Origin of the sequence: Streptomyces sp. NPDC050145 (assembly GCF_044460245.1) — a bacterium.
Taxonomy (GTDB): domain Bacteria; phylum Actinomycetota; class Actinomycetes; order Streptomycetales; family Streptomycetaceae; genus Streptomyces.
Genome location: NZ_JBITJS010000003.1, coordinates 256,099 through 282,757 on the forward strand (window position 1 = coordinate 256,099; position 26,659 = coordinate 282,757).

Sequence of the window (26,659 nt, forward strand, 5' to 3'; positions counted from 1 at the left end):
TCCGGGCCCACTTCTCCACATCGTTCGCGAAGGGACGGCGCACCCTCGCGGCCGAGCACGGTCACGAAGCGGACAATCGAGAGATAGAAGGGCGAGCCGCGTACGCGCCGATGTCCGTCACGGCACGTCCGTATCGACTTTGCGGAGCCTCAGTGCAGATCTGCCGAGTGAGGTCCGGTGCCCCACTGTCCGATCCGATGTCTCCCTGACGCAGCCGGGCGGCAGGCGCAGACGCAACGGCTCCAGGCCCGGGAGGAACGTCGTTCGATGCCGCGGCCCGTCAGGCGCGTGAGGCGATCCGTGAACTGGCGGCGGTCGAACCGTTGATCATGCTGGAGGGGCCCGAGCCCGTGATCGACGCGGCCGAGAAGGTGGTCGCCGCCCTGCGTCATGAACACAGCGCGGCTCGGGCGCTCTACCTGGACCGACGCCCCGGCCCGTGGCAGAACTACGAAGAGGCGCAGGCCCGGCGCATTCAGGCACTCCGGGACCTCTGGGCCACGGCGCGCAAGGCACTCGGGGCCGACATCAGCACCGCGTGACAGCGACGAGGGGGCCTTTCCGCGGAAGGCCGTCAGGGTTGGTGTATGGCCTCGGTGAGGCGGTCCGCCGCGTGGATGGCGGCCTTCGCGAGCCGGGCGCCCGGGTGGCGGGTGAGGCGTTGGAGCGGGCCGGTGACCGTGACGGCGGCCACGACGCGCCGGTCCGGGTCGCGGACCGGCGCCGAGACGGAGGCCATGCCGGGTTCCCGTTCGCCGATCGACTGGGCCCAGCCCCTGCGCCGTACGCCGCTGAGGGTCCTGGCCGTGAAGTGAGCCCCCTGCAGCCCGTGGTGGTAGCGCTCGGGTTCCTCCCAGGCCAGCAGGACCTGGGCGGCGGAGCCGACCTTCATGGGGAACGCGGAACCGACGGGCACGGTGTCGCGCAGACCTGCGGTCCGCTCGGCGGCGGCGACGCAGATGCGCACGTCCCCCTGCCGGCGGTAGAGCTGAGCGCTCTCGCCGGTGGTGTCCCGCAGGGCGGTGAGGACCGGGCCCGCCGAGGTCAGCAGGAGATCCTCGCCCGAAGCCGCCGAGAGTTCGGCGAGCCACGGGCCCAGGACGAACCGGCCCTGCAGGTCCCTGCCGACCAGACGGTAGCGCTCGAGGGCGGTGGCGAGCCGGTGGGCGGTGGGCCGGGACAGGCCGGTGGCGGCGACCAGCCCCGCGAGTGTGGCGGGCCCCGCCGCCAGCGCATCCATGATCACCGCGGTCTTGTCGAGCACGCCGACACCACTGGAAATATCGGATATGTCCATGAAAAGACCTACTCCAGTCTCAGGCCGCGAGTGAGGATCGCGGAGACCTCGCCGAGGCGAGGGCGGGGGTGATCAGCGAGGAAGGACCGAAGACATCGGTCGAGGTGTCGCAGTGATCGCGAGACGGGTATGCGGAAGGCCCGGGGCGGAAAGAGCCGGGGCGAAGGTCAGCACAGAGAGCACCGTGTCTCCTCATCTTTTCCCGCGCCACGTTGGCGCGAGCCGGAGTTGGCACTGATCCCGACGGCGCGGCGCGAAGATGGAGCGCCGAGTCGACCGGGGAGTTGCCGGGGCTTCGTAGGGCCGGTCCCTCCACCCCTCTGGATGATTCGCGAAGACAATAGCAAGACTCCGGGCGTCACCTGCCGGGGGCTACCCCGATACGGAGGGTGAGGGGGAACCGTGGGTGTTCTGGACAGTGACCGGCGGCGACTGGCGCGGGGGCTCGCGCTGGCCGTCGCGGGCGCGTTGCTCGGCGCGGGCGGCGTGGCGTGGGGGACGGGCACGCTGCCGTTGTTCGGCGCGAAGCCCTGTTGGGACGCGGTGGCCGATCGCGATGTGGAGGTCCTGGTCGGCGACCACGACGTCGAGCACAGCGAGATCCGCCCCGCCTGGGTGGGCGGCGGTGAGCTGCAGGGAAGCTGTCGTCTGCTGGTCGCCGACGGACAGTCCCGTCCGCGGCCGACCCAGATCCGCGTTCACGACCTGAAGGGTCTGACGAGGGACAACCTTCCCTGGGCGGACGAGTTCCTGTCGACACGGATGACGCCTCTGGGCGGTGACCTGCTGGGAATGGCCTCGGACACCCGGGCGTGGGTCGCACTGCCCGACGCATGCCACGAGCCGGGTCGCCACAGCGGGCCCGCCGTCGTGGACGCGGCCGTGGGCGACGAGGAGATCGGCCACGCCACGGACGCGAAGGACAGTGCCCGCAACCGACAGGCCCTCGCCCGCATCGTCGTCGACGTCGCGAACCGGACCATGGAGACGCTCGACTGCCAAAGCGCCGACAGACTCTCTGCGCCCCGTGAACCCGCCCCGGAACCCGCACAGTTCGAGCCCATCGGCCACAGCCGGAAGATGTGCGGGCTGAAGAACGTGACCCTGCCCGAGCCGTACCGCGACTTCCGTCCCATGGCGCGCGTCACGCCCGGCGGCGCGGACGTGGCTCCTGCGTGGGGCTGCGACGTCCGTCTCAGCACCGCCGGCGATCCCGAGTTCCGCCTCAGGACCGTCCAGGAGCCCGCACTCACCGGCGCGTTCAGCACAACAGTCCGCGGGCAGGGGCTCGGCATCACGAACGAGGAGGGGCGTGACATGGACGGATCCTCATCCCCGACGGTTGCGGCCCTGCGCGCCAACTGCTCCGACGGACCGGCTGTCTTCATCGCCGAGGACCACTACCGCACCGACCGACGCATTTTCGTACGCCAGGTCTTCCTGGACTACGTGGCAGCGGAGGCCGCACGCCTGGATTGTGAACCTCTGCACATCCGCCTGCCCGCCTGAGAACCGCACCGAAATCCGCACCGAAATCCGCGTTCCACTGCTAGAGCGGAAGCCAATCAGGCCACCATGCCGGAGCATTGTCGGGGGAGCACTCGGCCACACTCACCGGATATCCCGAGGGGGCTCCAAAGGCGGACATCATCAACCAGTAAGTTCCCAGCGTCGCCAGCACGGAGACGACGAAGGCTGCCGCCATGCTGCGGCCTCCCAGGAACCCGAAGGAGAGAATCCAGAGTACGGAGATGATCAGCCACAGCCCGAAGAAGACGGGAATGAGGGAGAAGAAGTTGGCCGATGCATTGACTCCGATCTCGCAGTCGTTCCAGGCCCTCCCCAGCATTGTCGTGCCGGCATAGGAAGCAACAACTCCGGCGACCGGGCCTATTGCGCACCCGGTGAGGCGGCGTCCGGCTTGAGCATCTCCGCTCGTGTCTTCCATTCGCGCCTTCCCTCGGGGGTTCGGGCCTCCGCGCCGACGACCCGTCCGGTGATCCGGAGTGCGCGCCCGCATGATCATGCCCGGAGGCAGCCCGCTCGCGTCAACTGCTTGTTCTGAACAGTGGGGGAGCGTTCGTGAGCGGCGCCCCTCCGCCAACAACCACTACCGCCCGTTGATTTGGCGGCCGTTACAGCGACCCGCCCATATGATCACGTCATGGCGATGACAGGGTTGGACGATCAGGTGACGACGGCGGAGAACTATCGCCGCTTCGCCGAGAACGAGGCGGCGGGACGATCCCCCGCCTACGAGACGCTGGCCCTCGCGGTGGCGTCCGACCCCGACGTGCTGAGCTTCCTGAGCACCCTGCCTCCCGACAAGCGCCAGCCGAACCTGCTGTTCGCCGCGGCCCGTCACCTGCTGCACACGGCGCCCGACGCGGACGCGCTGCGGGAGTTGGCCACCGCCCAGGCCGGGCGGCTGCGGGCGACGATGCTGTCCCGGCGCACCCAGACCAACGAACCGGGCCGCTGCGCAACCCTCCTTCCCGCGCTGGCCGCGCTCGACGGACCCCTCGCCCTGATCGAGGTCGGCGCGAGCGCCGGACTGTGCCTGCACGTCGACCGGTACTCCTACGACTACGGCCACACACACCTGACCGGCGGCGACCCACAGGCGCCGACGCTGCGATGCCGGGCGCAGGGCCCGCACCCGGAACTGCGGATGCCCGAGGTGGCATGGGCGGCCGGCATCGACCTCAACCCGCTCGATCCGTCGGATCCCGAGGACCGGTCCTGGCTCGAGTGCCTGGTGTGGCCAGGGCAGACGGCCCGCCGCGAACGCCTCGTCTCCGCCTTGGGGACCGCGCAGCGCCGTCCCGTGCCCGTCCACGAGGGCGACCTGTTCGAGGCGCTGCCGGCCCTCGTCCGGCAGGCGCCTCGGGGCGCGCGGGTCGTGGTGTTCCACTCGGCGGTGCTGGCGTACGTGACGCCGGAGGTCCGCGCCGACTTCGCGGAGCTGACCCGCGAGCTCGGCGTCGTGTGGATCGCGAACGAGGCGCCCGGCGTGGTCGCCGACATCGAGCCGCCCCGGTTCGAGACCTCGCCGTTCGTCCTCACCGTCGACGGCGCGCCGGCCGCCTACACGCACCCGCACGGCGACTGGATCCACTGGATGTAGCACGTACAGCCGGGAAACCTCGTTGCTGCCCGAGGCCCCCCGCCTCGATCATGTGGCCATGGCGAGACGAGCGAGTGCCGAGACCACCGATGTGCCCGCCGACGTGCCTGCCGACGTGTCCGCCGACGTGCCCGCGGCCGCGGGTGTGCGCGTGGACTGGTGGGCCGTTCCGGCCGGCGTCAGAAGCCAGGTCGAGGCATCCCTCGGATCTCCTGTGGAGACCGCAGTCACCCAGGCCGGTGGCTTCTCGCCCGGTGTCGCCGCTCGCGTGCGCCTCGTCGACGGCCGACGGGTCTTCGTGAAGGCCGTGGGACCCGAACCCAACCCTGCGACTCCTGACCTGCACCGGGCGGAGGCCAGGATCACCGCAGCCCTGCCGGCCACCGCTCTGGTGCCGTCGCTGCTCATGTCCCTGGACCTCGAAGGCTGGGTCGTCCTGGTCCTCGAAGACGTGGACGGCCGGACGCCGGCCCAGCCATGGCGGCTGAACGAGCTCCAACGTGTCCTTGCGGCGGCCGCCGAGCTGTCCGCGCAGCTCGACCCCTCGCCGATCGAGGCACCGACGCTCGCCGACCGCATCGGTGAGGACTTCCGAGGCTGGCGTCGCCTTGCCGCTGCCTTTGAGGAGGGGACGGACGACCTGTCCTGGCTCGACCCCTGGGCGCGCCGCCGACTCGCACGCCTCGTCGACCGGGAAGCCGACTGGGCGACCGCCGCAGCCGGCCGTGCCTTGATCCACGGCGATCTGCGTGCGGACAACGTGCTGCTCACCGAGGACCGCGTCATGGTGGTCGACTGGCCGTGGGCCGCGGTCGGTGCCGCGTGGTTCGACGTCGTGGCGATGGGCCCGAGCGTGATCATGCAGGGCGCCCCGGATGCCATGAGCGTTCTTGACCGGCACCTGCGTGCCCGCGGTGCCGACCCCGAAGACGTCACCACCGTACTCATCGCCCTGACCGGCTACTTCCTTCGTAAATCCGTCGAGCCCCCGCCGCCCGGACTGCCGACCCTGCGGGGCTTCCAGCGCGCCCAGGGCGAAGCCGCCCTGGAGTGGGTGCGTGAGCGGACCGGCTGGAGTTAGAAGCGAGGCCGAGACCGCCGCGCACTCCGCGGCGGACGCCAGGCTGGTCATACTTCCGCCTCAGCGGTCACTCACCCGGGCGGGGGAGGGGGATCGTTCCGGCGGCAGACGCCACCCTCAGCGGTCGATGCGACGTTCGGAACATGACCAGTGGTGAACTGACGACGAAGGCGCCCTGGAGCGCCTGGTGGCAGAGATGGCCGCGCTGGGTGGCCCGGACGACGACGGTGTGGGCGGTGCTGTACACCGGCTTCGGGCTGGCGTGCGCGCTGAGCGGCACCTCCCTGCCCTACCACGGTGGTGACTCCGAGGCGTCCGGGCTGGGTTGGGCGGTCGTGGCGGTGGGTGCGCTCGCCGCGTCGGTCAGCGGAGCGGTGGCGCTGTACGGGCTGCGGCCGGCGCTACGGGTGCTGCTCTGGGTGGCCTGCGGGCTGGCCGGGATCACCGCGTTCAGCCTGCTGATGGATGTGATCACGCTGATGTTCGGTCAGGGCGTGGACAGTGAGGCCGCCGCAGCGAACAAGGCCCTGGCGGCGGTCGGGGCGGTCCTGCTGGCGGCCACGGCCCGGTCCGACCGCCTGCCCACCGGCGCTGCCGTACGAGCGTCCACCGCTGCCCCGCGTTCTGTCCAACTCGCCGCCTGGGCAGGGACGCTGGCCTTCGTTCCGTACGTGGCGATGAAGCTGGTCTGGGCGTTCGGCGGCACGTTCGCGGGGATCACCGGGGAGGAGATGCTGGCCGTCTCGGAGCGGAACGGCGCCTCGGGGATCTTCCTCACCCTGGAGTCCTGGGGCCTGGACCCCACCGCGCTGCTGGCCGCGCTCGGCGTCTTCCTGCTCTGGGGTCTGGCCCGTCCGTGGGGGCAGGTCTTCCCGCGCTGGACTCCGTTCCTGCACGGCCGACGGGTGCCGCGCTGGCTCCCGCTCGCCCCGGCCCTGCTCGGCGCCGCCACGCTCGCCCCGTACGGCGCCGTGGGGGTCGGATACCTGGCCCTGGCCACGACCGGCGTGGTGACGATGCGGCGCGGCGACTTCCACTCCTCGGGGGACACGCTGCTGGTCGGCTGGATCGGAATAGGCGCCTTCGCCGTCTACGGCATCGCCCTGGCCGTCGCGGCGCGCTCGTACTGGCTCCGGACTCGTTCTGCCGGCCGAGGCACAGTCGCGACAAGCTGACCGTGCATTACGCGGGTCGGGCCCGCCGCACCCTGCCGGGAGCGGCGGGCCCGCCGGGTGAGGTGTCAGCCGACCGAGAGGAGGTCGACGACGAAGATCAGGGTCTCGCCCGGCTTGATGGCCGGAGACGGCGAGCGGTCGCCGTAGGCCAGGTGGGGCGGGATGACGAGCTTCCGCCGGCCGCCGACTTTCATGCCCCGCACGCCCATGTCCCAGCCGGTGATGACCTGCTTGCTCCCCAGGGTGAACTCGAAGGCCTGGTCGCGGTTCCACGAGGCGTCGAACTCCTCGCCGGTGGAGTGGGACACGCCCACGTAGTGGACGGACACCGTGGACCCCTTGGTGGCCTCGGCCCCGTCCCCGACCACCACGTCCTCGATGTGCAGATTGGGGGACGGCCGCCCCTGGGGGGAATCGATCGTCGGTCGCTCAAGGGTCATGGCCCGCTCCTCGCTCTCGTCGCCGGCCGATCCGCAGTCGGCCGGCGTGCCTGGGTGATCACTCTCCCACGCCGACCACGCCTCTTGGGGTCCGGCCGCCGGCGCACCGCCCGTACCGGCCGAGCGGATCAGGCGGTGTCCCTGCCGGCGCCGGACGCCCGACCACTCGTAGCCCCGCGACAGCGGGTGGGCGCGGTCGGCCATCTTTGCCCGGCTCTGTCTGCCGGGCCGCCCGAGGCGGTCCCGCGGTGACGGGGCTTTCTTTCCCTACGGCTTGCCTTGCTGGGGATGTCTTGCCGCAGCCTTGGCTGAGCTTTGACGGGCGAGGTCCGCCCCGGCATTTAGCGTTCCCGACATGTCGCGTCTGCAGCCCAACCCCCCACGTCCCAGCACGATCAACGTCCTCCCGTACCGCAAGCCCACCCGGGGCCGGGACTACTGGATCCTGGACGATGTCCTGCCGGACCCCGACGCTGTACGGGCGCGCATGCTCGAGCGGGACGACTGGGTAGAGGGTTACCCGCACAAGCGCGAGCCGTGGCCGGGACTCCGCACGATGCCAGGCCTCGAACCGGCCGAGCTGGCACATGTGGAGAGGCTGGTGCGCAGGACGACGGGGGCTCAGAAGATCTGGGCCGTCGATCCCGCCGGCGGTGGGACCTTCAACCACAACTGCGTCCAGGTCGTCGGCAAGGGCGAGTGCGAACCCCGCCCGCACACCGACTCCCGGAGCCTGTGCCGCTACGCGGCGGTCCTGTACCTCAGCCCGGACCTCCCCAAGGACTGCGGCACCAGCTTCTACCGCCAGAGCCTGCCCGGCGGCGCGGTCGGCGGCAATCAGGTGCTCGCCCCGCACAACAACCTGGTCGACGCGCTGGGCACCCGCTTCGTGCCGGAGGACTCCTTCACCGAGGACCTGCGCGTGCCGCCCCGCTACAACCGGCTGCTGCTGTACTCGGCCAACCTCATCCACACCGCGACCAGTTACGCGGGCACCACCTTGGAGGACAAGCGCATGACAGCCGTCTTCTTCTGGATGGCCCAGTAGGACCCCGCCGGGCCCCTGGCTTCGGCCCCTCAGATGTCATCGCAGTATCGACCGCTCGGTGGGTGCCAGCCGCAGCTCTTGTGGGGCCCTGGCCCATCGCTCGGAAAGGGTCGGCAGGACCTCCTCGCGCCAGCGTTCCGAATGCTGCAGGCGCTTCCGGTGGTCGTCGAGCCGGCCCTCGTCGGTGAAACGTGCGAACCACACGAAGACCTCCTCGTTCAGCCGTACCGGCAGCGCCGGGAAGGTGTTCGGGGCGTGCTCCGACTGCAGGTACGCCAGTGGCTCGCCGCCCGTCTCGGCCAGTACCGGTCGCACGCGCTGCTCGAAGTACTCGACGAACCCCGTGTCGAACGGGCCGTGGCCGTACCAGATCGTGGCGAGGACGAGCGACGGTGGCAGTGGCCCCGGCTCGCCCGGCTCCGGCCTGGCGCCGGTCGGGACCGGGAAGCCGCCGCCCGCCGAGGCCGGCCTCAGTAGCAGCACGTCATCGGAGTCGATCATCGTCGCGTTCGCCGCGTCGCGATGTGCCCGCCAGACCGGTCCGCCGTAGAAGCTCTCCAGCGCCTCGGCGCGGCGCGCCATGTCTTCGAAGCCCCGGAGCCAGACGAACCGGTCGGGGCCGTCCAGGTCGCGGAACTGTCCCAGGACGGTCGCGCCCACTGCCTCCTGGGACTCGACGAACTCCCGGTCGAACAGATCGATCAGCACGTCTCGCTGTCCGGGATGCAGCGTGTACTGCCGCAGTTCGACAACGGGACACCGTAGAGCTTTCACGAGCCTGACTCCTCGTTCACTTGATGGAACAGGTTTTGTTACAGCAAGGGGTGTGATGGGGCCGGTGGGGTGCGGCCCTCGACCGCGCACCTACCGCCTAGTTCGCCAGCGTCTCGCGGAGCACATCGGCGATCGACGTGTCCGCCAGTTCCTGTCGCATGGCCCGCTCGACCCGGCCGTACACCCCGCTCAGGGTGGGCCGGATGCCCCGGCCGACCGGACACTCCAGATTGGGCTCGGTGTGGTGCAGGCCGAACGCCGGCTGCGCGCCGACGGCGTCGTACACCTCGAGCAGGGTGATCCCCTCGGGCTCACGGGCCAGACTCCAACCCGCACCTGCGCCATGGCGGACCGTCACCAGACCGGCTCGCCGCAGATCGCCGAGGCTGCGCCGGATGATCACCGCGTTCGTGTTCACGCTGGCCGCGACCTGCTCCGAAGTGAGAACCTCCTGGCCGCGCCGCTGCGCCAACGCCAGCCAGGCCAGCGCGTGCGTCGCGATGGTCAATCGACTGTTCGCCGCCATCACCCCTCCTTGTTGGAACAGTTTCTGTTACACCTGTCGGCGCGGTCAAGCCATATCGATCGTTTCGAGCCCGTTCAACGGGTCCAGTACTGGGAGAGCGCGCCTTCCTGGAACGGGGCGGGGCTGATGCTGAGATCGCCGGCGAAGGGGCGGTCGAGGACGAGGACGAGGAGCAGACTGAAGCCGACCAGACCTGCGACGGAGCCGACGAAGAGGATCTGGACGCGCAGTTTGCGCATGCCGTACAGGAAGGTCAGCGGGATGAGGACGACCGCGCCGCCGAACGCCAGAACCTGGAGCAGGGGCGGGAGTTCCTGCTTGGCCATGGTGATGCGGGCACGGCGCTGGGCGGCGATGTCGTTGAGGTTGTCGACGGCCTGTTCGTAGAAGACCTCTTCGCGGGAGGTCTTCGGGTCGTAGTTCTGGAGCACGGTGAACGCCGACCGCAGATGTGTTTCGGTGGCCCCGTAGGACGGCCGTCCTGCCTGCATGCGGGGCCACTGGTCGTCCACGACGGCGTGGACGTAGCCGCTCATCGCCTGGTCGAGGTCGACGCGGACCGGCGTGGGGAACGCGCGGGCGTCGCGGGCGATGAGGGCGGCGTCGGTGGCCTCGGCGGAGACGATGGTCTGGGCGCTGTCCAGCTGCGTCCAGAGGGTGACGATGACGAAGGCGAGGATGATTCCGTAGATCGCGCCGAACATTCCCAGGGTCGCTTCGACCATGTCGTTGTGCTCACCCCGTGCGAGGGAGGGGTACTTGCGGCGCAGCAGCACGCTCCCGGTGACGGCGAGGAGGACGGTGCCGCCGACGGCGAGGACGGCGATGGTGGAGGTACTGAAGTGATTGAGCAGCCAGAGCGACATGGGTGGAGAGTCCAAGTGGTCGGGGGTGAGGGCGGAGGCACGGTGACGAGTTGGGCTGGGCTGGGCTGTGTGCCGGTGGGTGATCCGACCACCGCACACCGCGGGTTCGGACCCCGACCCGCTAACGGTCGTCGAGGGCCAGGAACAACGCGTCAACGAGGGTGAAGATCCGCGCGCACCCCTCGGATGCCCGCCTCGGATGCCGCCCGGCCCCCGGAGATCCCCTATCCCGCACCGCGCAATTCGGCGGCCGGCACAGTCAGTTCACTCCAAACGGCGATCATGGTGAACGCATGTCCACGACGGGCCTTGGTGTCACCGCTCTCCGCCGTCGACGACCAATCCGGCCGCGCCCCGATCAGGATCACAGCGTGTCGTCGTCCACGGCCCGGCGCAGCGCCTCGGCGGCCGCCGGCGGCATCAGGTCGAGCCCGGCCAGGGCCTCCGTCGTGAGGGGGACCTCTTCGAGCTCGTAACCCCCACGGCCGGGCGCGTCGAACTCGGGGCCGGTGCGCTGGGAGAAGTCCCACCTACGGGCATGACAGAGGTAGAAGCCCTGGCGTTCCCCGTGCTCTTCGGCGGTGTGGAACAGGCGGATGATGTCGACGTCCGCGGCCATCTCCTCCCGCAGCTCCCGGCGCAGGGCATCTCGGTCGTCGGGGTCGTCCGGTTCCACGCCCCCGCCTGGGAACACCCAGTACGGGGTGCGTCCGGGGCGAGTGCGCTTGATGAGGAGAAGGGCGCGGTCGGTGGTGACGAGGATGGCGCGGACTCTGTTCTTGGGCATCGGGGGAGCTCCAACCGTCTGGGGGCGTGTGTGATCCGTCCACCATCCATGGGGAGGGACCGGTTAGTCATGAGATGCTGTGGCGCCGGCGAAGAAGCTGTGTCGTACCGGAAGATCGCGGCCGTGGGCCCCGCAAGGAAGAGGCAGAGCGGTGGACGACCTCGCAAAGTGGCTCGGCGCCCAGCTCGACGAGGACGCGCGCGACGCGAGCAGCTGGCACACCCTCGGGTGCGACATCCACGCCTACCTCGCAGGCGACGCCGAAGCAGTGAAGGCCACCATGGCGATGTTCCACGCGGCGCCCGGCGCCGTCTGCGACTGCGGAGTTCCGGCGCGGGTGCTGCGCGAGGTCGATGCCAAGCGGCAGCTCCTCGTCCTGCACGCGCCTGAGTCGGCCATTGCGGAAGGCGCGACCCTGCGCCTGCTCGCCCTGCCCTACGCGGACCGGCCCGGCTACCGCGAGGACTGGCGGCCGTAGCAGGTCGCCCACGACTGTCAGTGGTCTGCGGTGGAATGGTCGCGTGACCGTACACGATGTGGCCTGGGCTCTGCCGGGCATCAAGGATCTTCGCGACCACTGCCGTGGCCTGGCGATGCTCGACGCCGTGCTCAGCCCGGAGTGGGACAGCCGGTTCTACTCCTTCGACGCCCACTGGGGCGAGGGTGAGCAGATGGCGTCCATGCGCGACGGGGTGGGCGGTGAGTACTCGATCGTGTTCTCGGCCGCCGGCGCCTACGTCCGGGGCTTCGACCACGAGTCACTCATGAGTCCGTGGGCGCGGATGAGCACTCCCAAGGTGTGGCCCGGAGTTCTGGACGATGTTCCGGACGAGTTCCGTCCGTACGTCGTCGAGCCCGCTTTCTGCGACAAGGGCGGCATCCCCACTGTGACGTGCTGCCTGTGGCGAGGGGTGGGCGATGCGGCTTGGCAGACCGGAACGATCGCCTTCCCCGAGGAGGGTGACGGGGACCCGGACGGCGCGAACGTTCTCTTCGAGCTCCTCGTCGACCGCTCACCGGAGGCCTATGCGGCATGGGCGTCGGACTACTACGAGACACCGGTCGACGTCGGTGCCGTTCGTACGCTGCTGGGCCAGCGCCCGCTGACGGCGGAGGTCGCCGAAATACTCAACCCACACGTCGATTTTGCGGACTTGGCCGAAGACGTCGTCGAGATCGGCTACCCCGTCTGACGTAGATCCGGTGCGGGCCCGACCGCGAAGGGCCCGCATCGACAGAAAGCCCGCGGCGGTTCGTGGAATGGTGGTGAGGCTCCGGTGTCGGAGCCCCACCACCGGTGCCTCACTGCCCGAGCACCTGCCCGTAATACAGCGCTCCCCGCAGCCCGAACAGCCGGGGCGTCAGCGCCTTCGAGCCCGCTCCCGCGCCGTTCGGCAGGGTCCAGACGCCGCCTGTGCTGAGGGTCTGTTCGTACTCCGTGCTGTTCTCGTTGTAGGCGCCGACCGTGACGTCCCCGTCGCCGTCGCCGTCGTAGTCCGCGACCGCCAGCGCCGAGCCGAACTCGTCGTTGACCTCCGGCGTCCCCGGGACCCCGCCGGAGCCCTGGCGCCAGGCCGCCGAGACGGCGGTGCCCGAGGTGTCGAGCAGGCCGTTCGGGCCCGAGGTCAGCACCGTCGCCGAACCGGCGCGGTCGGCCGTTCCGATGGCCTCGGCGGGCGTGCCCGCCACGAGGTCGTCCCGACCGTCCCCGGTGAGATCGCCCGCGGCCAGCTTGATCCCGAAGTTGTCCGCTTCCTCCGCTGTGCCCGCGACACCCGGCGTGTCCTGGCTCAACGTGTGGTTGCGGGTGCCGAAGTCCTCAGCGGTTGACGCTCCGTAGAGCACCCGGACCTTGCCGCCCTTGGCCAGCTCGTCCGGGCCGCAGGCCCCGGTGGGCCGGTCGGCCTCGGCGATGATCAGGCAGTGTCCGAGCGCCAGGTCGTCCACGCCGTCGCCGTCGAAGTCGCCCGCGGCGACGGCGTACCCGGTGGCCGGGGACCTCCAGTACTCCTGCAGGGCCGAGCCGTTCCACCGCCACAGGGTGGTGCGCGAGTAGTCGTTGGAGTACGAGGAGACGGCCAGCTCGGTCGTGCCGTTGCCGTCGAAGTCCCCGGCCGCCAGCCTGCCCGAGGTGCCGCCGAAGCCGGTGTCGAGCAGATGCGTCAGCGGCTTGTCCACGGTGAACGGGCCCGGCCGCAGGGTGACTTCGCCGAACTCCCCGTGGGGCAGGCCCACCGCCACGTCCACGGCGCCGTCCTGAGTGAAGTCGCCCACGGCGAGCGAGGCACCCGCACCGCCGCCCGCAGGGCCCTGGGCGATGGTCCGGCCGCGCTCGAAGTGGCCGCTGGAGGAGCCGTACAGGACGACCACGGAGCCGTGGTCCTTCGCCGTGTCGCCGACGTCCTCGCCGGGTGACCCGACGACGACGTCGGTGAGGCCGTCGCCGTCCACGTCGGCCGTTGCCACGGTGGTGCCGAACCGGTCGTTGTCCTCGCTGGTGCCGGGGACTCCGGTGCTGTCCTGGCTGACCGTGGCGGTGGTGGTGCCGGCGCCGCTCGGCCCGCCGTAGAGCACATGCAGGTAGCCCGCGGACTTCTTGCCGTCGATGTCCCCTCGATACACGCCGACCACGGCGTCCGCGTACCCGTCACCGTTGAAGTCGGGCCCCTGGACGGCCGTCGCGGGCGCCGCGCCGGCCGGGGTGGCGAGCCCCGTCGACGCCAGGACGGTGGCGGCGCCGAGCAGGACGGCCGAGAGTCTCTTACTGCGCACGGGTCGCACTGGTACTCCAAATCGTATGGATGGAAGGGCAGTTCACGTGCTGAGGGCGGAGGGAGGGGAGAGGGGGCGAGTGGGCGGATGCCTAGAGGCCCAGTACCTGGCCGTACTTGACGGCTCCGTCGGGGAGCGCGAAGCCGAACGGGGTCAGCGACTTGCCCAGCGGGTACGTCTCCCCGGTGCTGCTCGGCGCGAACCAGACGCCACCGGACCTGCGCTCGCCGGCGTTCTCGCCGGGCGCGCTCACCGCGGTGTCCCACAGTCCGTCGCGGTTGTAGTCGCCGACGGCCACCTGGGCGCCGATACGGTCGCCGGCCTCGGCCGTGCCGGGCATGTTCGGGGTGCTCTGGCTGCGGGCCAGGCCGCCGTGGAGGCCCTGGTCGGTGCCGTTCAGGGTGACGTATCCGCCCGCGTCCTTCACGGTGCCCACGTCCTCGCCGGGCACGCCGACCACCAGTTCGGGACGGCTGTCGCCGTTCAGGTCGCCCGCGGCCAGCGCGGCACCGAACTCGTCGCCCGCCTCGGCGGCACCGCCGACCTCCGGGCTGGACTGGTTGATGCACTGGTACTTGGTGCCGAACTCCCCGGTCTTCGAGCCGTGGAGAAGGAGCACCGCCCCGCCGGCCAGGTCCTCGCAGTAGGTGTGGTCCGCCTCGAAGTTGGGCTGTATGTCACCGACCGCGAGGTCGTCGGTGCCGTCCTGGTCGAAGTCCTCGACGGCGAGCGCCTTGCCGTGGTCGATGTCGGACCACCACTGGGCGGGGCCGGCCTGGCCGTCCCAGCGGGTGATGAAGGTGCCGTACTGCTCCATCCCCCTCCAGGTGGCGGCGAGGTCGTCCCGGCCGTCACCGTCGAAGTCGCCGGTGGCCAGGTCGTCGGTGCGCCCGCCCATGCTGTAGGTGCGCAGAGTGGTGGTGGTCACCGGGTCGGCGGTGAGGGGGCCCGGGCGGAACCGGAGCGAGCCGTGCTCCTCGCCGTTCTCGCCGTACGCGAGGTCGATGTCGCCGTCGCCGTCGTAGTCGCCCGTGGCGACGGTGCTGCCGATGCCGCTGAACTCGGACGTGCCCCGAGCCACGGTGGTGCCCTTGATGTTCCACTCCGAGTTGTCCAGGACGGTGATGGTGCCCTCGTCCTGGAGCTGGTCGGAGGTGAGGGACTCGCCGCTCGCGCCGACGACCAGCTCGGAGATGCCGTCGCCGTCCACGTCGACGGGCGCCAGGGAGGAGCCGAAGCGGTCGCCGGCCTCGGGCGTGCCGGGTATGCCGGCCTCGGCCTGACTGATGACACCCGTGGACTGGCTCGGACTCTGCGGGCCGCCGTAGATCACGCTGACGTAGCCGGCCTTGGCCTTGCCGTTCACCGTGGCGTCGGGCATGCCGACCGCGATGTCCGCGTAACCGTCGCCGTTGAAGTCGAACCGCGGAGTTGTGACGGCCGAGGCGCTCCCGGCGAGCGGCAGGGTCACACCGGTGGCGGTGAGGGCCGCCACGGCGGCGATGGCGGCGAGGGTGCGTACGCGCACGGTGGAACTCCCGTAGTCGAGGGGGGAATGGAGAAGACGACTTCCGGGTGTGTGACTCGTGTGGCGTACGAAGGGTTGCGCAGAAGTGGCGTCCCGGTGAACACGACTTGGTGGACGTTCCCTGTTCGCACGACTGCTGGCGACCATCAGCCAAGATCCGCAGGACAGGCCCCAGCTGTACACCGGGCCGGTGGCCTGAGCGGGGCCGGCACACACGCCAACAGGGCGGCTCCTCCTGGAGGACGCCGCCCTGTTGATCAGAACCCATGTCAGGGGGTCTGAACCACGCTGATGTCGCTCACCTTGGCGCAGACCGCGTACGCCCGGAGCTTACCGGGGGTGGTCGGGTCCTCGTTCGTGGCGAAGGCCCACCAGGTCTCACCGCCGATCGGCTTGCTGGAAGCGAGCTGGTACCGCTGGGTGTAGGAGTTGCCCGACGTCACGTTGGCGCCGCCACCCGTGAGGACCGACGTGTGGCAGCACTGTCAGATCGCAGGTGGTCGATGCCTGACTCCGGTAGAAGCTCCTCGTAGTCACAGACGGGGACGGCCCGGTAGCCCGCTCCCCGGAGCGCTTCCAGGATCGTTGCCGTGTCGGACACGAAAGCCGTTGACGCGGCGCCGTGGTGAGGTTGGCACATGAGGAGTGAGTGCCAGTTCAGGAAGGGGGAGTCGTCACGCGCGCCTGTGCCCTCGTAGTCGTTATGTGTCCACTCCACGTCGACGCACCCAAAGGTCATCATGTGATCCGCATCGAGTGAGACATGCAGAGCGGCAGCCAACCGTTCCATCAACCGATCACGGCTGGGAGCAGCGACGTAGATCTGGCACTCGAAGTCCTCCTCCGGCGTGCCGCCACTGCCCAGATGCTCTTCCGCCTTCACGGGGAGTTCCTTTCAGATGGGGCGTCGGCTCCGACATCCCCCTTCGGAATGGGTCCTACCGAGCGATCACGCGGCCGTCGGAGCGCCAAGGTAGGGGGCGAAATGCTCGGCGACCTCTGCCGCCACCGCCGACGCGTCGAGCGTCCCGTCGACTTCGATGACGCGGATGCCGAGGCGGCGGGCGTTCTGTGCCGCGTCCTCGGCGACCAGCCGGTCACGGGCCACACGGTTGGCCTGGGCGCGGGCCGGGTCGGCGACGGGGGCGTTGAGAGTGCCCGCGCGCGGGAGGGTTCGGAGCTGGTGCTGACGGAAGTCCTCGGTGGGGACCAGGACGACCATACGCCGGAGTGAGTCGAGCATCGGCGCGACCAGTTCCGGTCGCAGCCCCCATCCCTCGGCGATCGCCGGTCGGCCGGTGAACAGTGCGCGCAGGTCGTCCAACGCCCATTCGAAGCGGACCGGGAAGCCGGCCAGCGTCTCGGCAGCCATCGCCTCCGGGCCCTGATCCGACCAGACATGGTCGGGCGTGGGATCTTCCACGGGCTCACCCAGGGCCACCCGACGCGCGATCCGGCGATCCTGGTGGCCGCGGGCGTCGTGGTAGTCGTAGTGATACACCGTCAATCTATGCTCTCTCGCGATGAGTTCGGCGACGGTGCTCTTGCCGGACCATTGCGCGCCTCCGATCCACAGCGCGCGCCGCAGGCTGCCATGTGGGTCCCAGACGTCTGACATGAGTGTCCTCCCGGTGGAGAGCGGTGCAGACCTCCGCTCGGAACGAGTTTCCTGGTCCGGCAGCAAAAATTGCAGTCTTGTCTTTGCCGGGCGGCCGGCAGAGGGTGGAAAGGGGGGCGGTTCGTTTCCCTTGCGCTCCTGGCCGCGGCTGTCGCCCCGTTGAGTCCGAGACACGCGGCGCGATGTTGAACGAACTCGGCCCACTCGCGCGGGCCGGTGTCACACGTATCTCTGTGTGTAGCCCCGGGCGACTCCTTCTGCGCCCAAGCCGCGGCCCCGATCAGCTCACACGACTCGTCAGACACCCCCAGGGGCGCTTTCGCGAATGTTGCGGATTCCTGTGTCATCCGTGTCGGCGTGTGTCGGACCGTTTCCGGGTCCTTTCGTTCCCGTGAAGAGCGAGTGCGCAAATCCGTCATGAGTGGGCCAACCCTCTTTTGTCTCCCGTGACATGTGCGCGACGGGCTGAGAGTGTCCCTGCTCATCAAGGCGATCGGCCTTGCACCGATGGGCGGCGACCCCGTCCAACTCCCCATGAGTCCCTGGAGAACCACATGTCCTCGCTCTCCCCCACACGCGGCACAGCGCGGCGTCTCGCCCTCACCTCCGGCGCCGCCGTGCTCACCGGAACTCTGCTCGCCGCCGGTGCCGCCACCGCTGCGGGCGCCGCTCCGGAGTCGCACGACAGCACCTCCGTCGTGGCCACCGCCTCGTCACTCGGCCTCGGCGCCAAGGAGAAGCTGGTCGTCAAGGACGTCGTCAAGGACGCCGACGGCACGGTCCACACCCGCTACGAGCGCACCTACGCCGGCCTTCCCGTCCTGGGCGGCGACCTCATCGTCCACCGCGCAGCCGACGGCGCCGTCAAGGACGTCACGAAGGCGGTCAAGGCCACCGTCAAGGTCGCCTCGCTCACGCCGAAGCTGACCCCGACCGCCGCCAGGTCCGCCGCGGTCAAGGCCGCCAAGGCCGCGAGAAACTCCGGTTCCACCACCGACGAGGCGCCCCGCAAGGTCATCTGGGCCGCCGACGGCAAGCCCGTCCTCGCCTACGAGACCGTCGTCAGCGGTACCCAGAAGGACGGCGTCACCCCGAGCCTGCTGCGCGTCGTCACCGACGCCGACACCGGCAAGAAGCTGTACGAGCAGCAGCTGATCGCCGACATAGCCGACGGCGTCACGGCCAAGGGCGCTTCCAAGGGCGCCTCCGCCGCCGCCAAGCCGGGCAGCCCCCAGGTCGGCGCCGTCGGCACCGGTGCCAGCCAGTACGGAGGCACCGTCGCGCTCAACACGAGCACCTCGTCGAAGGGCTTCGACCTCGTCGACACCGTGCGCGGCGGTTCCAGCACCGTCGACTTCCAGCACCGCACGGGCGGCAAGGGCGTCCTGTTCTCCGACGCGGACAACGCATGGGGCGACGGCACCCCCGGCAACAACCAGACCGCCGCCGTCGACGCCGCCTACGGGGCCGCCAAGACCTGGGACTTCTACAAGGACGTCCTGCACCGCAACGGCATCAAGAACGACGGCCGGGCCCCCGTCTCCCGGGTCCACTACGGCAACGCCTACCAGAACGCCTTCTGGGACGACCAGTCCTTCACCATCACCTACGGCGACGGCGCGAACAACCAGCACCCGCTGACCCAGCTCGACGTGGCCGGCCACGAGTTCAGCCATGGAGTCACCTCCGCCACCGCGGGTCTGCAGTACTCCGGCGAGTCCGGTGGCCTGAACGAGGCCACCTCGGACATCTTCGGCACCGCGGTGGAGTGGAACGCGAACAACGCCCAGGACCCGGGCGACTACCTGCTCGGCGAGAAGATCGACATCTTTGGCAACGGCAAGCCGCTGCGCTACCAGGACCAGCCCAGCAAGGACGGCCGTGGCTCGGCCGACTACTGGAGCGCCGGTGTCGGCAACCTCGACGTGCACTACTCCTCCGGTGTCGCCAACCACTTCTTCTACCTGCTGTCCGAGGGCAGCGGCGCGAAGGACATCAACGGCGTGCACTACAACAGCCCGACCGTGGACGGCTCCACCGTCACCGGCATCGGCCGCGACAAGGCCGTACAGATCTGGTACAAGGCCCTGACCACGTACTTCACCTCCACCACCGACTACCACGGCGCCCGTGAGGGCACGCTGAAGGCGGCCGCCGACCTCTACGGCGCGGGCAGCGCCGAGGTCCAGGCCGTGGACGCCGCCTGGGCGGGGGTGAACGTCAAGGCCTGACCCGTACGAGGGGCGGTGTCCGGGCACCCGGGCACCGCAACCTCACTCCGCGCACGCCGCGCCGGCTCAGCAGGGCAGCGCGGCGTCCAACTGCGCCCGCTCCGCCTCGCTCAGCTCCAGCTCGGCCGCCTTGGCAGAGTCCTGGATCGAGGCCGGGCGGCTGGCTCCCGGCACCGGGATCACGGCAGGGGAGCGGGCCAACAGCCAGGCGAGGGCGACCTGCTGGGGGCTGACGCCGTGCTCGGTCGCGATGCGGTGGAAGGGGGTGCTGCTCGCGGAGGCCGGCCCGGACGGTCCGTCGAGGGAACTGCGGGAGATACCGCCCAGCGGGCTCCAGGGCAGGAAGGCCAGCCCCAGCCGCGTACTCAGCTCCAGTTCGGGCTCGGTGTCGCGCACGGCGGGCGAGTACTGATTTTGTACGGAGACGAGCGCGTCGCCGAGGATCGCGTGCGCCTCGCGGATCTGGCCGGTGGTGACGTTGGAGATCCCGGCGGCACGGATCGCTCCGGCGTCGTACAACTCGCGCAGCGCGCCCACGGAATCGGCCCAGGGCACGGCCGGGTCTGGCTTGTGCAGCTGGTACAGGCCGATGGCGTCGACGCCCAGACGCTTCAGGGAATCCTCGGCGGCGCGCTTGAGGTGGGCGGGGGCGGCGTCGACGGTCCAGCTGCCGTCGCCGGGGCGTCCACGGCCGCCCTTGGTGGCGACGAGGACCTGTGAGGTGTCGCCGCCGTAGGAGGCCAGGGCGCGGGCGATGAGGAGTTCGTTGTGGCCTCTCTCGTCGGCGTGCCAGTGGTAGCTGTCGGCGGTGTCGATGAGCGTGACCCCGGCGTCCAGAGCGGCGTGGACGGTGGCGGTCGCCCGCTCCTCGTCGGGGCGGTGCTCGATGGACAGCGGCATGGCTCCCAGGCCGACGGCGCTGACAGGGATGTTGCCGATCGTGCGGTACCGCATGGTCCGTCCGTTCCTCAGGCGTGGGCGCCGGATGCGTCGAGGGCTTCGGTGACGGCACCGGGAAGCCAGTCGGAGGTGTGGGAGAAGCGGAAGCCGAGGGCCTTCGCGCGGGCGTTGCTCATGGCGTAATGGCGGTCGAAGGAGAACGGCGAGGCCGGCTCGCCCGCGGCGACGGTCCGATATACGGCCTCCCGGCCGGTCTCCGCGGCGATCGCAGCCCCCAGACCGTAGACATCGAGCGGGCCGTCCGAGCAGGCATTGACCGCACCGGTGGCATCAGTGCCCGCAGCCGCCCAGACCAGCAGGTCCGCAAGCTCCTCGTAATGAATGAAGACCGTGGGCAGCGCCTCGGCGTGCACCGGGATCTGCGTGCCCCGGGTGATGTGCCCGACGTAGTGCGCCAGCCGCCCGGTGAACTCCTGGGCACCGCCACCCAGCACGTGGGCGCTGCGCACAGCGGCGAACTCGAACCCGTGATGCTGGGTGAAGACGGCCTCGGCCTGACGCTTGCCCTCGGCGTAGTGCGCCTCGAGGTACGCAGGGTCGTGCCAGGGCAGGTCGATGCGCACCGGCCACGTGGCAGGATCCACGATCTCCTCCGGCACCAGCGTGCCGTGCGGGACGGCACGCAACTCGGCGGTCGCCGGATCGTAGACCTCGATGGTGGAGGTCATGACGTAGCGCCGGGTGCGGCCGCTGAAGACCCGGGCGGCGATGGCGGCCTGCACGGGGGTGTAGCAGACCTGGTCGACGACGACGTCGAAGGTGCGGGAGCCGAGCGCGCCGATCAGGGCGGCCTCGTCGTCGCGGTCGACGACGAGGTGTTCGACGCCGGGCGGCGGCGTGGCCGAGCCGCGGTTGATCACCGTCACCTGATGGCCGGCCGCCTGCAGCCGCTTCACCAGGAGCTTGCCGAAGTACCGGCTTCCGCCGATCACGCAGAACCTTTGCATGCGCCCATCCTGGACACCTACGGTCAGCAGTAGAAGTGCCCACTTATTGGATGCGTATTAAGGAAAACTGTTGATCGATGTGCAGCGCCTGCGCGTCCTGCGGACCGTGGCGGAACACGGCAGCTTCAACCAGGCCGCGGCCGCCCTCCGCCTCACCCCCTCTGCCGTGTCCCAGCACATAGCCGCACTCGAGCGCAGCCTCGGCACCCAGGTCGTGGCACGCAGCACCCGCGGCGTCACCCTCACCCCGGCCGGCCGGATCATGGTCGGGGCCGCCGAGTCGGTCGCCGCAGAACTCGTCCACGCCAAACAGCAGGTCGACCGGCTCGGCAGCGGACGCACTCAACTCACCATCGCCACCTTCACCAGCGGTGGCAGACTCCTCCTGCCCGGCGCCCTCACCCACCTCACCGCCACCCACCCCGACACCGTCGTTCACGTCAAGGAAGCCGAACCCGAGGACAGCCTCCCGCTCGTCCGCCAGGGCGCCGCAGACCTCGCCCTCGCCTACCACTTCGACGGCCCACTACCGGGCCGACCAGGCCAGAGCTCCAGCCTGGAATGGACGCCCCTCATGGACGACCCGCTGCATGTCGTCCTGCCCGAGACGCACCCCCTCGCCGACCGCGAGACACTCGACATCGCCGAACTGGCCGCCGAACCCTGGGTACTCGGCTGCCGGAAGACCGAGACCTACCTGCGCCGCCACGCCGAGCGCGCCGGGTTCGAACCGCAGGTGCGCGGCACGACGACCGACTACTTCTTCGCCCGCTCCCTCGTCGCCGCGGGGGCGGGAGTCTCCCTGATCCCCTCCATCGCGCAGACCCCGCACACACCAGGACTCCGCACCGTCCCGATCACACCCCCGACCCCGACCCGGCACCTCGGCGTCGCCACCCTCCACCGCCGCAACCACCCCCACGTCAGCACACTGATCCAGGCCCTCCAGGAGATATCGTCTCGCATGCCGAACCAGGATCGCGTTCCGAGAGAAGCGAAGAAGTCCGGAGTGTTGAGGCAGGGTTTCGCGAGGGCGGCAAGATGAAAATCTTGCGGCTGTATGGTCGGGGTGCCCCGCGCTGTTCGATGGGGTCCAGCATGCTGACAGGGAGTGCATCATGGCAATCACCGAACAGCAAAGAAAAGAGCTTGCTGCCTTCATTCGTAACCGACGTGAACGGATTACGCCCGAGGCTGTCGGCATCAAGAACTCATACGGGCGGCGCCGTACGCCCGGGCTGCGCAGGGAGGAGCTCGCCCAGCTCGCAGGGGTGAGCGTGACGTGGTACACGTGGCTCGAACAGGCCCGCAGAATCAGAGTATCGAGCCAGATTCTGAACGGTCTCGCTCGGGCTCTGCGGCTTGATGCCACGGAGACCGGGCACCTGTTCCGGCTGGCCGGCGAGTTACCGCCGAGTGTGCAGGCTCCCTGCCTGAGGGAACATATTCCGGAGCAGTATCTGACCTTCCTCGATCTTCAGGATCCACTGCCTGCATTCATTGTGAATCACCGGTTCGATGTGCTGGCGTGGAACCAGGGATTCTGCGCGCTGTTTCCCTATTTTGAATCCTTGGAGCACGGTCGCCGGAACACCCTCGTGATGATGTTCGACGAGCGGGCCCGGGAAATGCATCCGAACTGGGAACAGGATGCCCTTGAGGCGGCGGCGCTCTTCCGCGCGCAGGCCGCCGATCAGCTCGCTCATCCCGCATACGCGAAGATGATCGAAGAACTACAGGTCGAGCACCCGGAATTCCAGGAACTGTGGGAGCGGCGCGACCTCGCTCCGTCCGTGCCGTCCGTGCGCCTCTTCGACCACCCGACCTTGGGACGGATCGAACTCGGCTACGTGAAGCTGCGGCTCGCGGGCGTGCACGCCACCCTCGTCGTCTACCAGCCCGTCCGGGACAACCGGTTGATCGCCCGCTTCAGCGACCTGGTCGAGGAGCGGATCAGGGCACGGCTCCGTCCCGCCGGAGGCTCAGTCGGACGCCCGGACCGACAGAGCGTGCCGGAAGACATCTCGCGGAGCCCAGGCGGCCTTGACCACCGCTGGAGCCGGGCGTAACTCCCTTTGAAGTACAGCGAGTGCCAGGAATGCCTGCGGTGCTCCACTGCGGATCGGTCAGATCCACGTCCGGACAGTTGATGTACGAGCCGTCGGTGTGTGCGTCGGGGACGGGCACTCCACCTGTCTCCGTGTACAAGTCAGCCCAGGGAATCACGGCGAGTACCGCGGCCGCGGCGGCGCGGCGGGCCCCGTGAGCCCCGTCGCGCCGCCGTGTGCCGCCTCGCTCACAGCGTGCCGCCGCCATCGACGTGCAGTACCGCGCCGGTCACGAAGGTGTTCTCCAGAAGGTGGAGCACCGTCGCCGCGACGTCGTCGGGCTGCCCGACGCGACCGACCGGGGTGCTCTGCGCGGTCTGCTCGAAGAGACCCGCACGGGCGTCCTCGGGCAGGAAGGACCAGAGTGGGGTGTCGATCAGACCGCCGACGACGACGTTGACGCGCACCGGGGCGAGCTCGACGGCGAGGGAGCGCCCCATGCCGCCGATGCCTGCGTTGGCGGCGGCGGTCGCGCTCATCTCGGCGTACGACTTGAAGCCGGCCGCACCGGCGATCAGGACGATCGAGCCCTGGCCCGGAAACTTCTTGCCGGCGTGCCGGACACTGAGCAGCTGGCCGACGATCTTGGTGTCGAGGGCGGCGCGTACCGAGTCGAGGGACACGTCGTAGACGGAGCCGACGGCCATGTCGCCGGGGCAGACGATGAGGTGGTCGAGAGAGTCGATGCCCGCGAAGAAGGCGGCGACGCTCTCCTCGTCGGTCACGTCGACGACACCGGTGGTGATGCCGTCGATCTCCTTGGCGGTCTGCTCCAGCTTGTCCTGGGAGCGGGAGCCGACGACGACCTGGGCGCCGGCGGCGGCGGCCTGCCGGGCCACTGCCTTTCCGATGCCGGACGAGCCGCCGATCACCACAACACGGGCGCCGGAAAGGGAAGAGGAGGAAGCGGACAAGGTTGTCTCCTGGTGATGAGCGAACGGGGTGCGTGTCGGCCGGTCCGGTGATGACCGCCCGGCCTGAAACGACGTTGTCAGCTCGCACCACAGGCAGGGAGACGAGGTTTCATGCTAGTTGGAACACCACCTGGCTAGGCCTGTTCCGAGGCGGTTCCCTGTGCGTACGGACAGTCCCTTCCCGCGCGACTCGGTACCGACGGTGCGCGGGCCGGTTGCAGGACACGACGCTGTGAAGTGACGACCGACCTGACACCAGCCGCGTCGGACCGTGACGTGTGTACTGCGCAAGCAGAGGGCTAGGGTGTGAGCGGGGGCGGGGCAGGGGTGTCGCCGTCAACTGCGGCAGCAAGCGCCATGTCCCACGGGGATAGGGAGAACACAGCACGTGAGCATTACCTCGTTCACTTCTCGCGTCCTGGCCCTCGAGGCGTTCGGTAGCCTGCCGAGGCTCGTGGAGCGGACCGTGCCCGAGCGGCTGCCCGGACACACCCTGGTCCGGGTGGTGGCAGCCAGCGTCGCGCATCTCGACCTGAACATCCTCGACGGACAGTTCGGAATCCTTCCCGAGCTGCCGTTCATCCCCGGCACCCAGGGCAGCGGATACGTCGTCGCTTCGGACACGCACCCTGAGGGCGCCCTCGTCCGGCTGCGCGGTGAAGGGCTGGGGCTGAGCCGGGACGGTGCCTGGGCCGAGCATGCGCTCGTGCCCGACGCCGCCGTGGAAACCATGCCCGAGGGCACCGATCCCGCTTTGGCCTGCAGCTGTTTCTCGCCGGTCGGCACCGCCTGGGCGTCCGTGCACGCCATCGCCAAGGTACAGCCGGGGGAGCGGGTGCTGGTGACCGGCGCGTCCGGCGCGGTCGGCGCCATGGCCGTGCAGCTCGCGGCGCGGGCCGGCGCCGAGGTGGTCGGCGCGGTAGGGCGTCCGGCGAAGCTGAAGCACGTGCCCGGCGTCGCCAAGGCACTGCTCGCCTCCGAGCTCACCGAGGAGGCGATCGGCGGCAAGGTCGACGCGCTCATCGACACGGTCGGCGGCCAGATCCTGCGCGACGCCCTCACTCTGGTCCGCCCCCGAGGCCGGGCCGCGCTCCTCGGCTACACGGCGGGCCGCGAACTCACCCTGGACCTCGCGGACTTCTTCCTCGCCGACGTCTCCCTGCTTCCGGTCAACATGATCTCCCGCGGTCGGGAAGTGGCCCCCGAGGTGCTGCGCCTGCTGCCGGACCTGGCCTCGGGCGCGCTGACGCTGCCGTACGAGCGGTACGGGATGGACGCGCTCGACGAGGCCGTGGAGCGGCTGCGATCGGGCAGCGTGGTCGGGAAGGTCGTGCTCGACATGGGGGCAGCCGCCGACCACTGATCTCAGCGGCGCGTATCGATCGCGAGATCCCCGTGGGTCACCGTGCGCATGTGTTCACCGGCCAGCATGTCGTGCGGGAAGCCGAGGGTCGTCGCGCTCGCCTCGTCGAGGTGCGCCGTTTGCGTGGCCGGGAGTTCGACCCCCAAGGCGCCCAGGTTGTCCTGGAGTTGTGCGAGCGTGCGGGCCCCCAGGACGGGAGACGTGACGCCGGGGCGTCGCAGGGTCCAGGCCAGAGCGACCTGGCCGGGCGTGTGTCCCAGCTCCGCCGCCACGTCTTTCACGGCGTCGGCGATGCCGAGGCTGCGCTCGGTGAGATTGCCCAGGGCGAGGTTGACGGTTTTGCGGGGCGGACCGTCGCTGCTCTCTCGGGGATCGGGGGAGGGGCCCGCCAGATCGTCACGTCCGTACTTTCCGGTGAGGACCCCGCCGCCCAGCGGTGAGTACGGCACGACGCCCAGCCCGAGCTCGCGCGCCATGGGAATCAGGTCGCGTTCACCGGTGCGCTCGATCAGGCTGTACTCGATCTGCAGCGCGATCAGGGGTGACCAGCCCCTCAGGTCGGCGATCGCCTGCATGCGCGACACCTGCCAGGCCGGGACGTTGGACATGGCCACGTACAGGACCTTGCCCTGCCGCACCAGATCGTCCAGGCCGCGCAGTATCTCCTCGACCGGTGTCGTGAAGTCCCACACGTGCAGGTAGAGCAGATCGATGTAGTCCGTGTTCAGCCGTCGCAGGCTGGCTTCCACCGAGGCGAACAGGCTCTTGCGGTGGGGGCCGCCGGAGTTCGGATCACCGGGACGGCGCAGCGTCGAGTATTTCGTCGCCAGCACCAGGCTTTCGCGGTGGGTGCGGGTGAACTCGCCCAGCAGCCGCTCGGCGCTGCCGTCGGTGTAGGTGCCCGCCGTGTCGATGAAGTTGCCGCCGTGCGAGACGTAGAGGTCGAGCAGCTGACGCGCTTCGTCCGGTCCGGCTCCCCAGCCCCATTCGGTGCCGAACGTGGCCGTGCCCAGCGCCAAGGGTGAGACCCGCAGTCCGGAGCGGCCCAGAAGCCGATAACTGTCGAGGGTGAGCGACATGAGGTTCCTTCCGTGTCG

Annotated in this window: 28 protein-coding genes and 1 riboswitch; of the genes, 12 read left to right on the forward strand and 16 right to left on the reverse strand. The window is 69.8% G+C overall.

Features of this window, described 5'->3' with window-relative positions; translation table 11 throughout:
• Positions 1-329: 329 nt before the first annotated feature.
• Positions 330-542, forward strand: coding sequence for a hypothetical protein (locus ACIBTU_RS07885; protein ID WP_399125076.1), 213 nt, complete (start codon positions 330-332; stop codon positions 540-542).
• A gap of 32 nt (positions 543-574) precedes the next feature.
• On the opposite strand, the gene ACIBTU_RS07890 is transcribed toward ACIBTU_RS07885, so the two are convergent.
• Positions 575-1,297, reverse strand: coding sequence for an IclR family transcriptional regulator (locus ACIBTU_RS07890; RefSeq protein ID WP_399125077.1), 723 nt, complete (start codon positions 1,295-1,297; stop codon positions 575-577).
• Positions 1,298-1,486: 189 nt separating this feature from the next.
• A riboswitch (SAM riboswitch) is annotated at positions 1,487-1,628 on the reverse strand.
• Between the two features lie 71 nt (positions 1,629-1,699).
• Between ACIBTU_RS07890 and ACIBTU_RS07895 the strand changes: the two genes are divergently transcribed.
• Positions 1,700-2,806 carry a hypothetical protein gene (locus ACIBTU_RS07895; protein ID WP_399125078.1) on the forward strand — a complete coding sequence of 369 codons (1,107 nt, stop codon included), beginning with the start codon at positions 1,700-1,702 and terminating at the stop codon, positions 2,804-2,806.
• Positions 2,807-2,846: 40 nt separating this feature from the next.
• Here the strand turns inward: ACIBTU_RS07895 and ACIBTU_RS07900 are convergent, their stop codons facing one another.
• Complete coding sequence (locus tag ACIBTU_RS07900) at positions 2,847-3,245, reverse strand: hypothetical protein (RefSeq protein WP_399125079.1); 399 nt, start codon at positions 3,243-3,245, stop codon at positions 2,847-2,849.
• A 216-nt stretch (positions 3,246-3,461) separates the two neighbouring features.
• Here ACIBTU_RS07900 and ACIBTU_RS07905 point away from each other — a divergent pair, with 216 nt between their 5' ends.
• The 3 genes from ACIBTU_RS07905 (at position 3,462) to ACIBTU_RS07915 (ending at position 6,680) form a co-directional block, all read left to right on the forward strand.
• Positions 3,462-4,424 (forward strand): DUF2332 domain-containing protein, encoded by a 963-nt coding sequence (locus ACIBTU_RS07905; RefSeq protein WP_399125080.1) that lies wholly within the window; start codon positions 3,462-3,464, stop codon positions 4,422-4,424.
• 58 nt (positions 4,425-4,482) lie between these two features.
• Positions 4,483-5,505, forward strand: coding sequence for an aminoglycoside phosphotransferase family protein (locus tag ACIBTU_RS07910; RefSeq protein ID WP_399125081.1), 1,023 nt, complete (start codon positions 4,483-4,485; stop codon positions 5,503-5,505).
• Between the two features lie 143 nt (positions 5,506-5,648).
• A complete protein-coding gene (locus ACIBTU_RS07915) occupies positions 5,649-6,680 on the forward strand; it encodes a hypothetical protein (RefSeq protein ID WP_399125082.1) in 1,032 nt (343 codons plus the stop codon).
• Between the two features lie 65 nt (positions 6,681-6,745).
• Here the strand turns inward: ACIBTU_RS07915 and ACIBTU_RS07920 are convergent, their stop codons facing one another.
• Entirely contained in the window at positions 6,746-7,120 is a 375-nt protein-coding gene (locus ACIBTU_RS07920; RefSeq protein WP_399125083.1) for an FKBP-type peptidyl-prolyl cis-trans isomerase, read from the reverse strand.
• A gap of 355 nt (positions 7,121-7,475) precedes the next feature.
• On the opposite strand from ACIBTU_RS07920, the gene ACIBTU_RS07925 reads away from it, so the two are divergent.
• Positions 7,476-8,168, forward strand: coding sequence for a DUF6445 family protein (locus ACIBTU_RS07925; protein WP_399125084.1), 693 nt, complete (start codon positions 7,476-7,478; stop codon positions 8,166-8,168).
• Between the two features lie 36 nt (positions 8,169-8,204).
• Here ACIBTU_RS07925 and ACIBTU_RS07930 read toward each other — a convergent pair whose 3' ends face one another.
• The 4 genes from ACIBTU_RS07930 to ACIBTU_RS07945 all read right to left on the reverse strand — a co-directional run bounded on the left by ACIBTU_RS07930 (position 8,205) and on the right by ACIBTU_RS07945 (position 11,121).
• Positions 8,205-8,942 (reverse strand): NIPSNAP family protein, encoded by a 738-nt coding sequence (locus ACIBTU_RS07930; protein WP_399125085.1) that lies wholly within the window; start codon positions 8,940-8,942, stop codon positions 8,205-8,207.
• Positions 8,943-9,039: 97 nt separating this feature from the next.
• Positions 9,040-9,468, reverse strand: a complete 429-nt coding sequence (locus ACIBTU_RS07935) for an Rrf2 family transcriptional regulator (protein WP_399125086.1) — start codon at positions 9,466-9,468, stop codon at positions 9,040-9,042.
• 74 nt (positions 9,469-9,542) lie between these two features.
• Complete coding sequence (locus ACIBTU_RS07940) at positions 9,543-10,334, reverse strand: DUF4239 domain-containing protein (protein WP_399125087.1); 792 nt, start codon at positions 10,332-10,334, stop codon at positions 9,543-9,545.
• A 364-nt stretch (positions 10,335-10,698) separates the two neighbouring features.
• The gene (locus ACIBTU_RS07945) at positions 10,699-11,121 is read right to left on the reverse strand and encodes an NUDIX domain-containing protein (RefSeq protein WP_399125089.1); all 423 of its coding nucleotides are present in this window, start codon (positions 11,119-11,121) and stop codon (positions 10,699-10,701) included.
• Positions 11,122-11,272: 151 nt separating this feature from the next.
• Between ACIBTU_RS07945 and ACIBTU_RS07950 the strand changes: the two genes are divergently transcribed.
• Together ACIBTU_RS07950 and ACIBTU_RS07955 are read left to right on the forward strand one after the other, a co-directional pair.
• A complete protein-coding gene (locus ACIBTU_RS07950) occupies positions 11,273-11,599 on the forward strand; it encodes a DUF6221 family protein (protein ID WP_399125091.1) in 327 nt (108 codons plus the stop codon).
• 43 nt (positions 11,600-11,642) lie between these two features.
• A complete protein-coding gene (locus tag ACIBTU_RS07955; protein WP_399125092.1) occupies positions 11,643-12,314 on the forward strand; it encodes a hypothetical protein in 672 nt (223 codons plus the stop codon).
• A gap of 109 nt (positions 12,315-12,423) precedes the next feature.
• Here ACIBTU_RS07955 and ACIBTU_RS07960 read toward each other — a convergent pair whose 3' ends face one another.
• The 5 genes from ACIBTU_RS07960 to ACIBTU_RS07980 all read right to left on the reverse strand — a co-directional run bounded on the left by ACIBTU_RS07960 (position 12,424) and on the right by ACIBTU_RS07980 (position 17,039).
• On the reverse strand, positions 12,424-13,893 hold the full coding sequence (locus ACIBTU_RS07960) for an FG-GAP and VCBS repeat-containing protein (RefSeq protein WP_399125093.1): 1,470 nt from the start codon (positions 13,891-13,893) through the stop codon (positions 12,424-12,426).
• A 91-nt stretch (positions 13,894-13,984) separates the two neighbouring features.
• Complete coding sequence (locus tag ACIBTU_RS07965) at positions 13,985-15,421, reverse strand: FG-GAP repeat protein (protein WP_399125094.1); 1,437 nt, start codon at positions 15,419-15,421, stop codon at positions 13,985-13,987.
• A gap of 269 nt (positions 15,422-15,690) precedes the next feature.
• A complete protein-coding gene (locus ACIBTU_RS07970; protein WP_399125095.1) occupies positions 15,691-15,864 on the reverse strand; it encodes a hypothetical protein in 174 nt (57 codons plus the stop codon).
• Positions 15,861-16,304, reverse strand: coding sequence for a hypothetical protein (locus ACIBTU_RS07975; RefSeq protein WP_399125096.1), 444 nt, complete (start codon positions 16,302-16,304; stop codon positions 15,861-15,863). Before ACIBTU_RS07975 ends, ACIBTU_RS07970 begins: the two co-directional genes overlap by 4 nt.
• A 66-nt stretch (positions 16,305-16,370) precedes the next feature.
• A complete protein-coding gene (locus tag ACIBTU_RS07980) occupies positions 16,371-17,039 on the reverse strand; it encodes a hypothetical protein (protein ID WP_399125097.1) in 669 nt (222 codons plus the stop codon).
• A 554-nt stretch (positions 17,040-17,593) separates the two neighbouring features.
• Between ACIBTU_RS07980 and ACIBTU_RS07985 the strand changes: the two genes are divergently transcribed.
• Positions 17,594-19,270, forward strand: coding sequence for a M4 family metallopeptidase (locus ACIBTU_RS07985; RefSeq protein WP_399125098.1), 1,677 nt, complete (start codon positions 17,594-17,596; stop codon positions 19,268-19,270).
• 66 nt (positions 19,271-19,336) lie between these two features.
• Here the strand turns inward: ACIBTU_RS07985 and ACIBTU_RS07990 are convergent, their stop codons facing one another.
• Both ACIBTU_RS07990 and ACIBTU_RS07995 read right to left on the reverse strand, forming a co-directional pair.
• Positions 19,337-20,224 carry an aldo/keto reductase gene (locus ACIBTU_RS07990; RefSeq protein ID WP_399125099.1) on the reverse strand — a complete coding sequence of 296 codons (888 nt, stop codon included), beginning with the start codon at positions 20,222-20,224 and terminating at the stop codon, positions 19,337-19,339.
• 14 nt (positions 20,225-20,238) lie between these two features.
• Positions 20,239-21,177 carry an NAD-dependent epimerase/dehydratase family protein gene (locus tag ACIBTU_RS07995; protein WP_399125100.1) on the reverse strand — a complete coding sequence of 313 codons (939 nt, stop codon included), beginning with the start codon at positions 21,175-21,177 and terminating at the stop codon, positions 20,239-20,241.
• Between the two features lie 70 nt (positions 21,178-21,247).
• Between ACIBTU_RS07995 and ACIBTU_RS08000 the strand changes: the two genes are divergently transcribed.
• Entirely contained in the window at positions 21,248-22,222 is a 975-nt protein-coding gene (locus ACIBTU_RS08000) for a LysR family transcriptional regulator (protein ID WP_399125101.1), read from the forward strand.
• 73 nt (positions 22,223-22,295) lie between these two features.
• Complete coding sequence (locus tag ACIBTU_RS08005; protein ID WP_399125102.1) at positions 22,296-23,246, forward strand: helix-turn-helix transcriptional regulator; 951 nt, start codon at positions 22,296-22,298, stop codon at positions 23,244-23,246.
• Positions 23,247-23,473: 227 nt separating this feature from the next.
• Here the strand turns inward: ACIBTU_RS08005 and ACIBTU_RS08010 are convergent, their stop codons facing one another.
• A complete protein-coding gene (locus tag ACIBTU_RS08010) occupies positions 23,474-24,199 on the reverse strand; it encodes an SDR family oxidoreductase (RefSeq protein WP_399125103.1) in 726 nt (241 codons plus the stop codon).
• A 388-nt stretch (positions 24,200-24,587) separates the two neighbouring features.
• On the opposite strand from ACIBTU_RS08010, the gene ACIBTU_RS08015 reads away from it, so the two are divergent.
• Entirely contained in the window at positions 24,588-25,562 is a 975-nt protein-coding gene (locus ACIBTU_RS08015; protein WP_399125104.1) for a zinc-binding alcohol dehydrogenase family protein, read from the forward strand.
• Positions 25,563-25,564: 2 nt separating this feature from the next.
• Here ACIBTU_RS08015 and ACIBTU_RS08020 read toward each other — a convergent pair whose 3' ends face one another.
• Positions 25,565-26,641, reverse strand: coding sequence for an aldo/keto reductase (locus ACIBTU_RS08020; protein WP_399125105.1), 1,077 nt, complete (start codon positions 26,639-26,641; stop codon positions 25,565-25,567).
• Between the last annotated feature and the right edge of the window lie 18 nt (positions 26,642-26,659).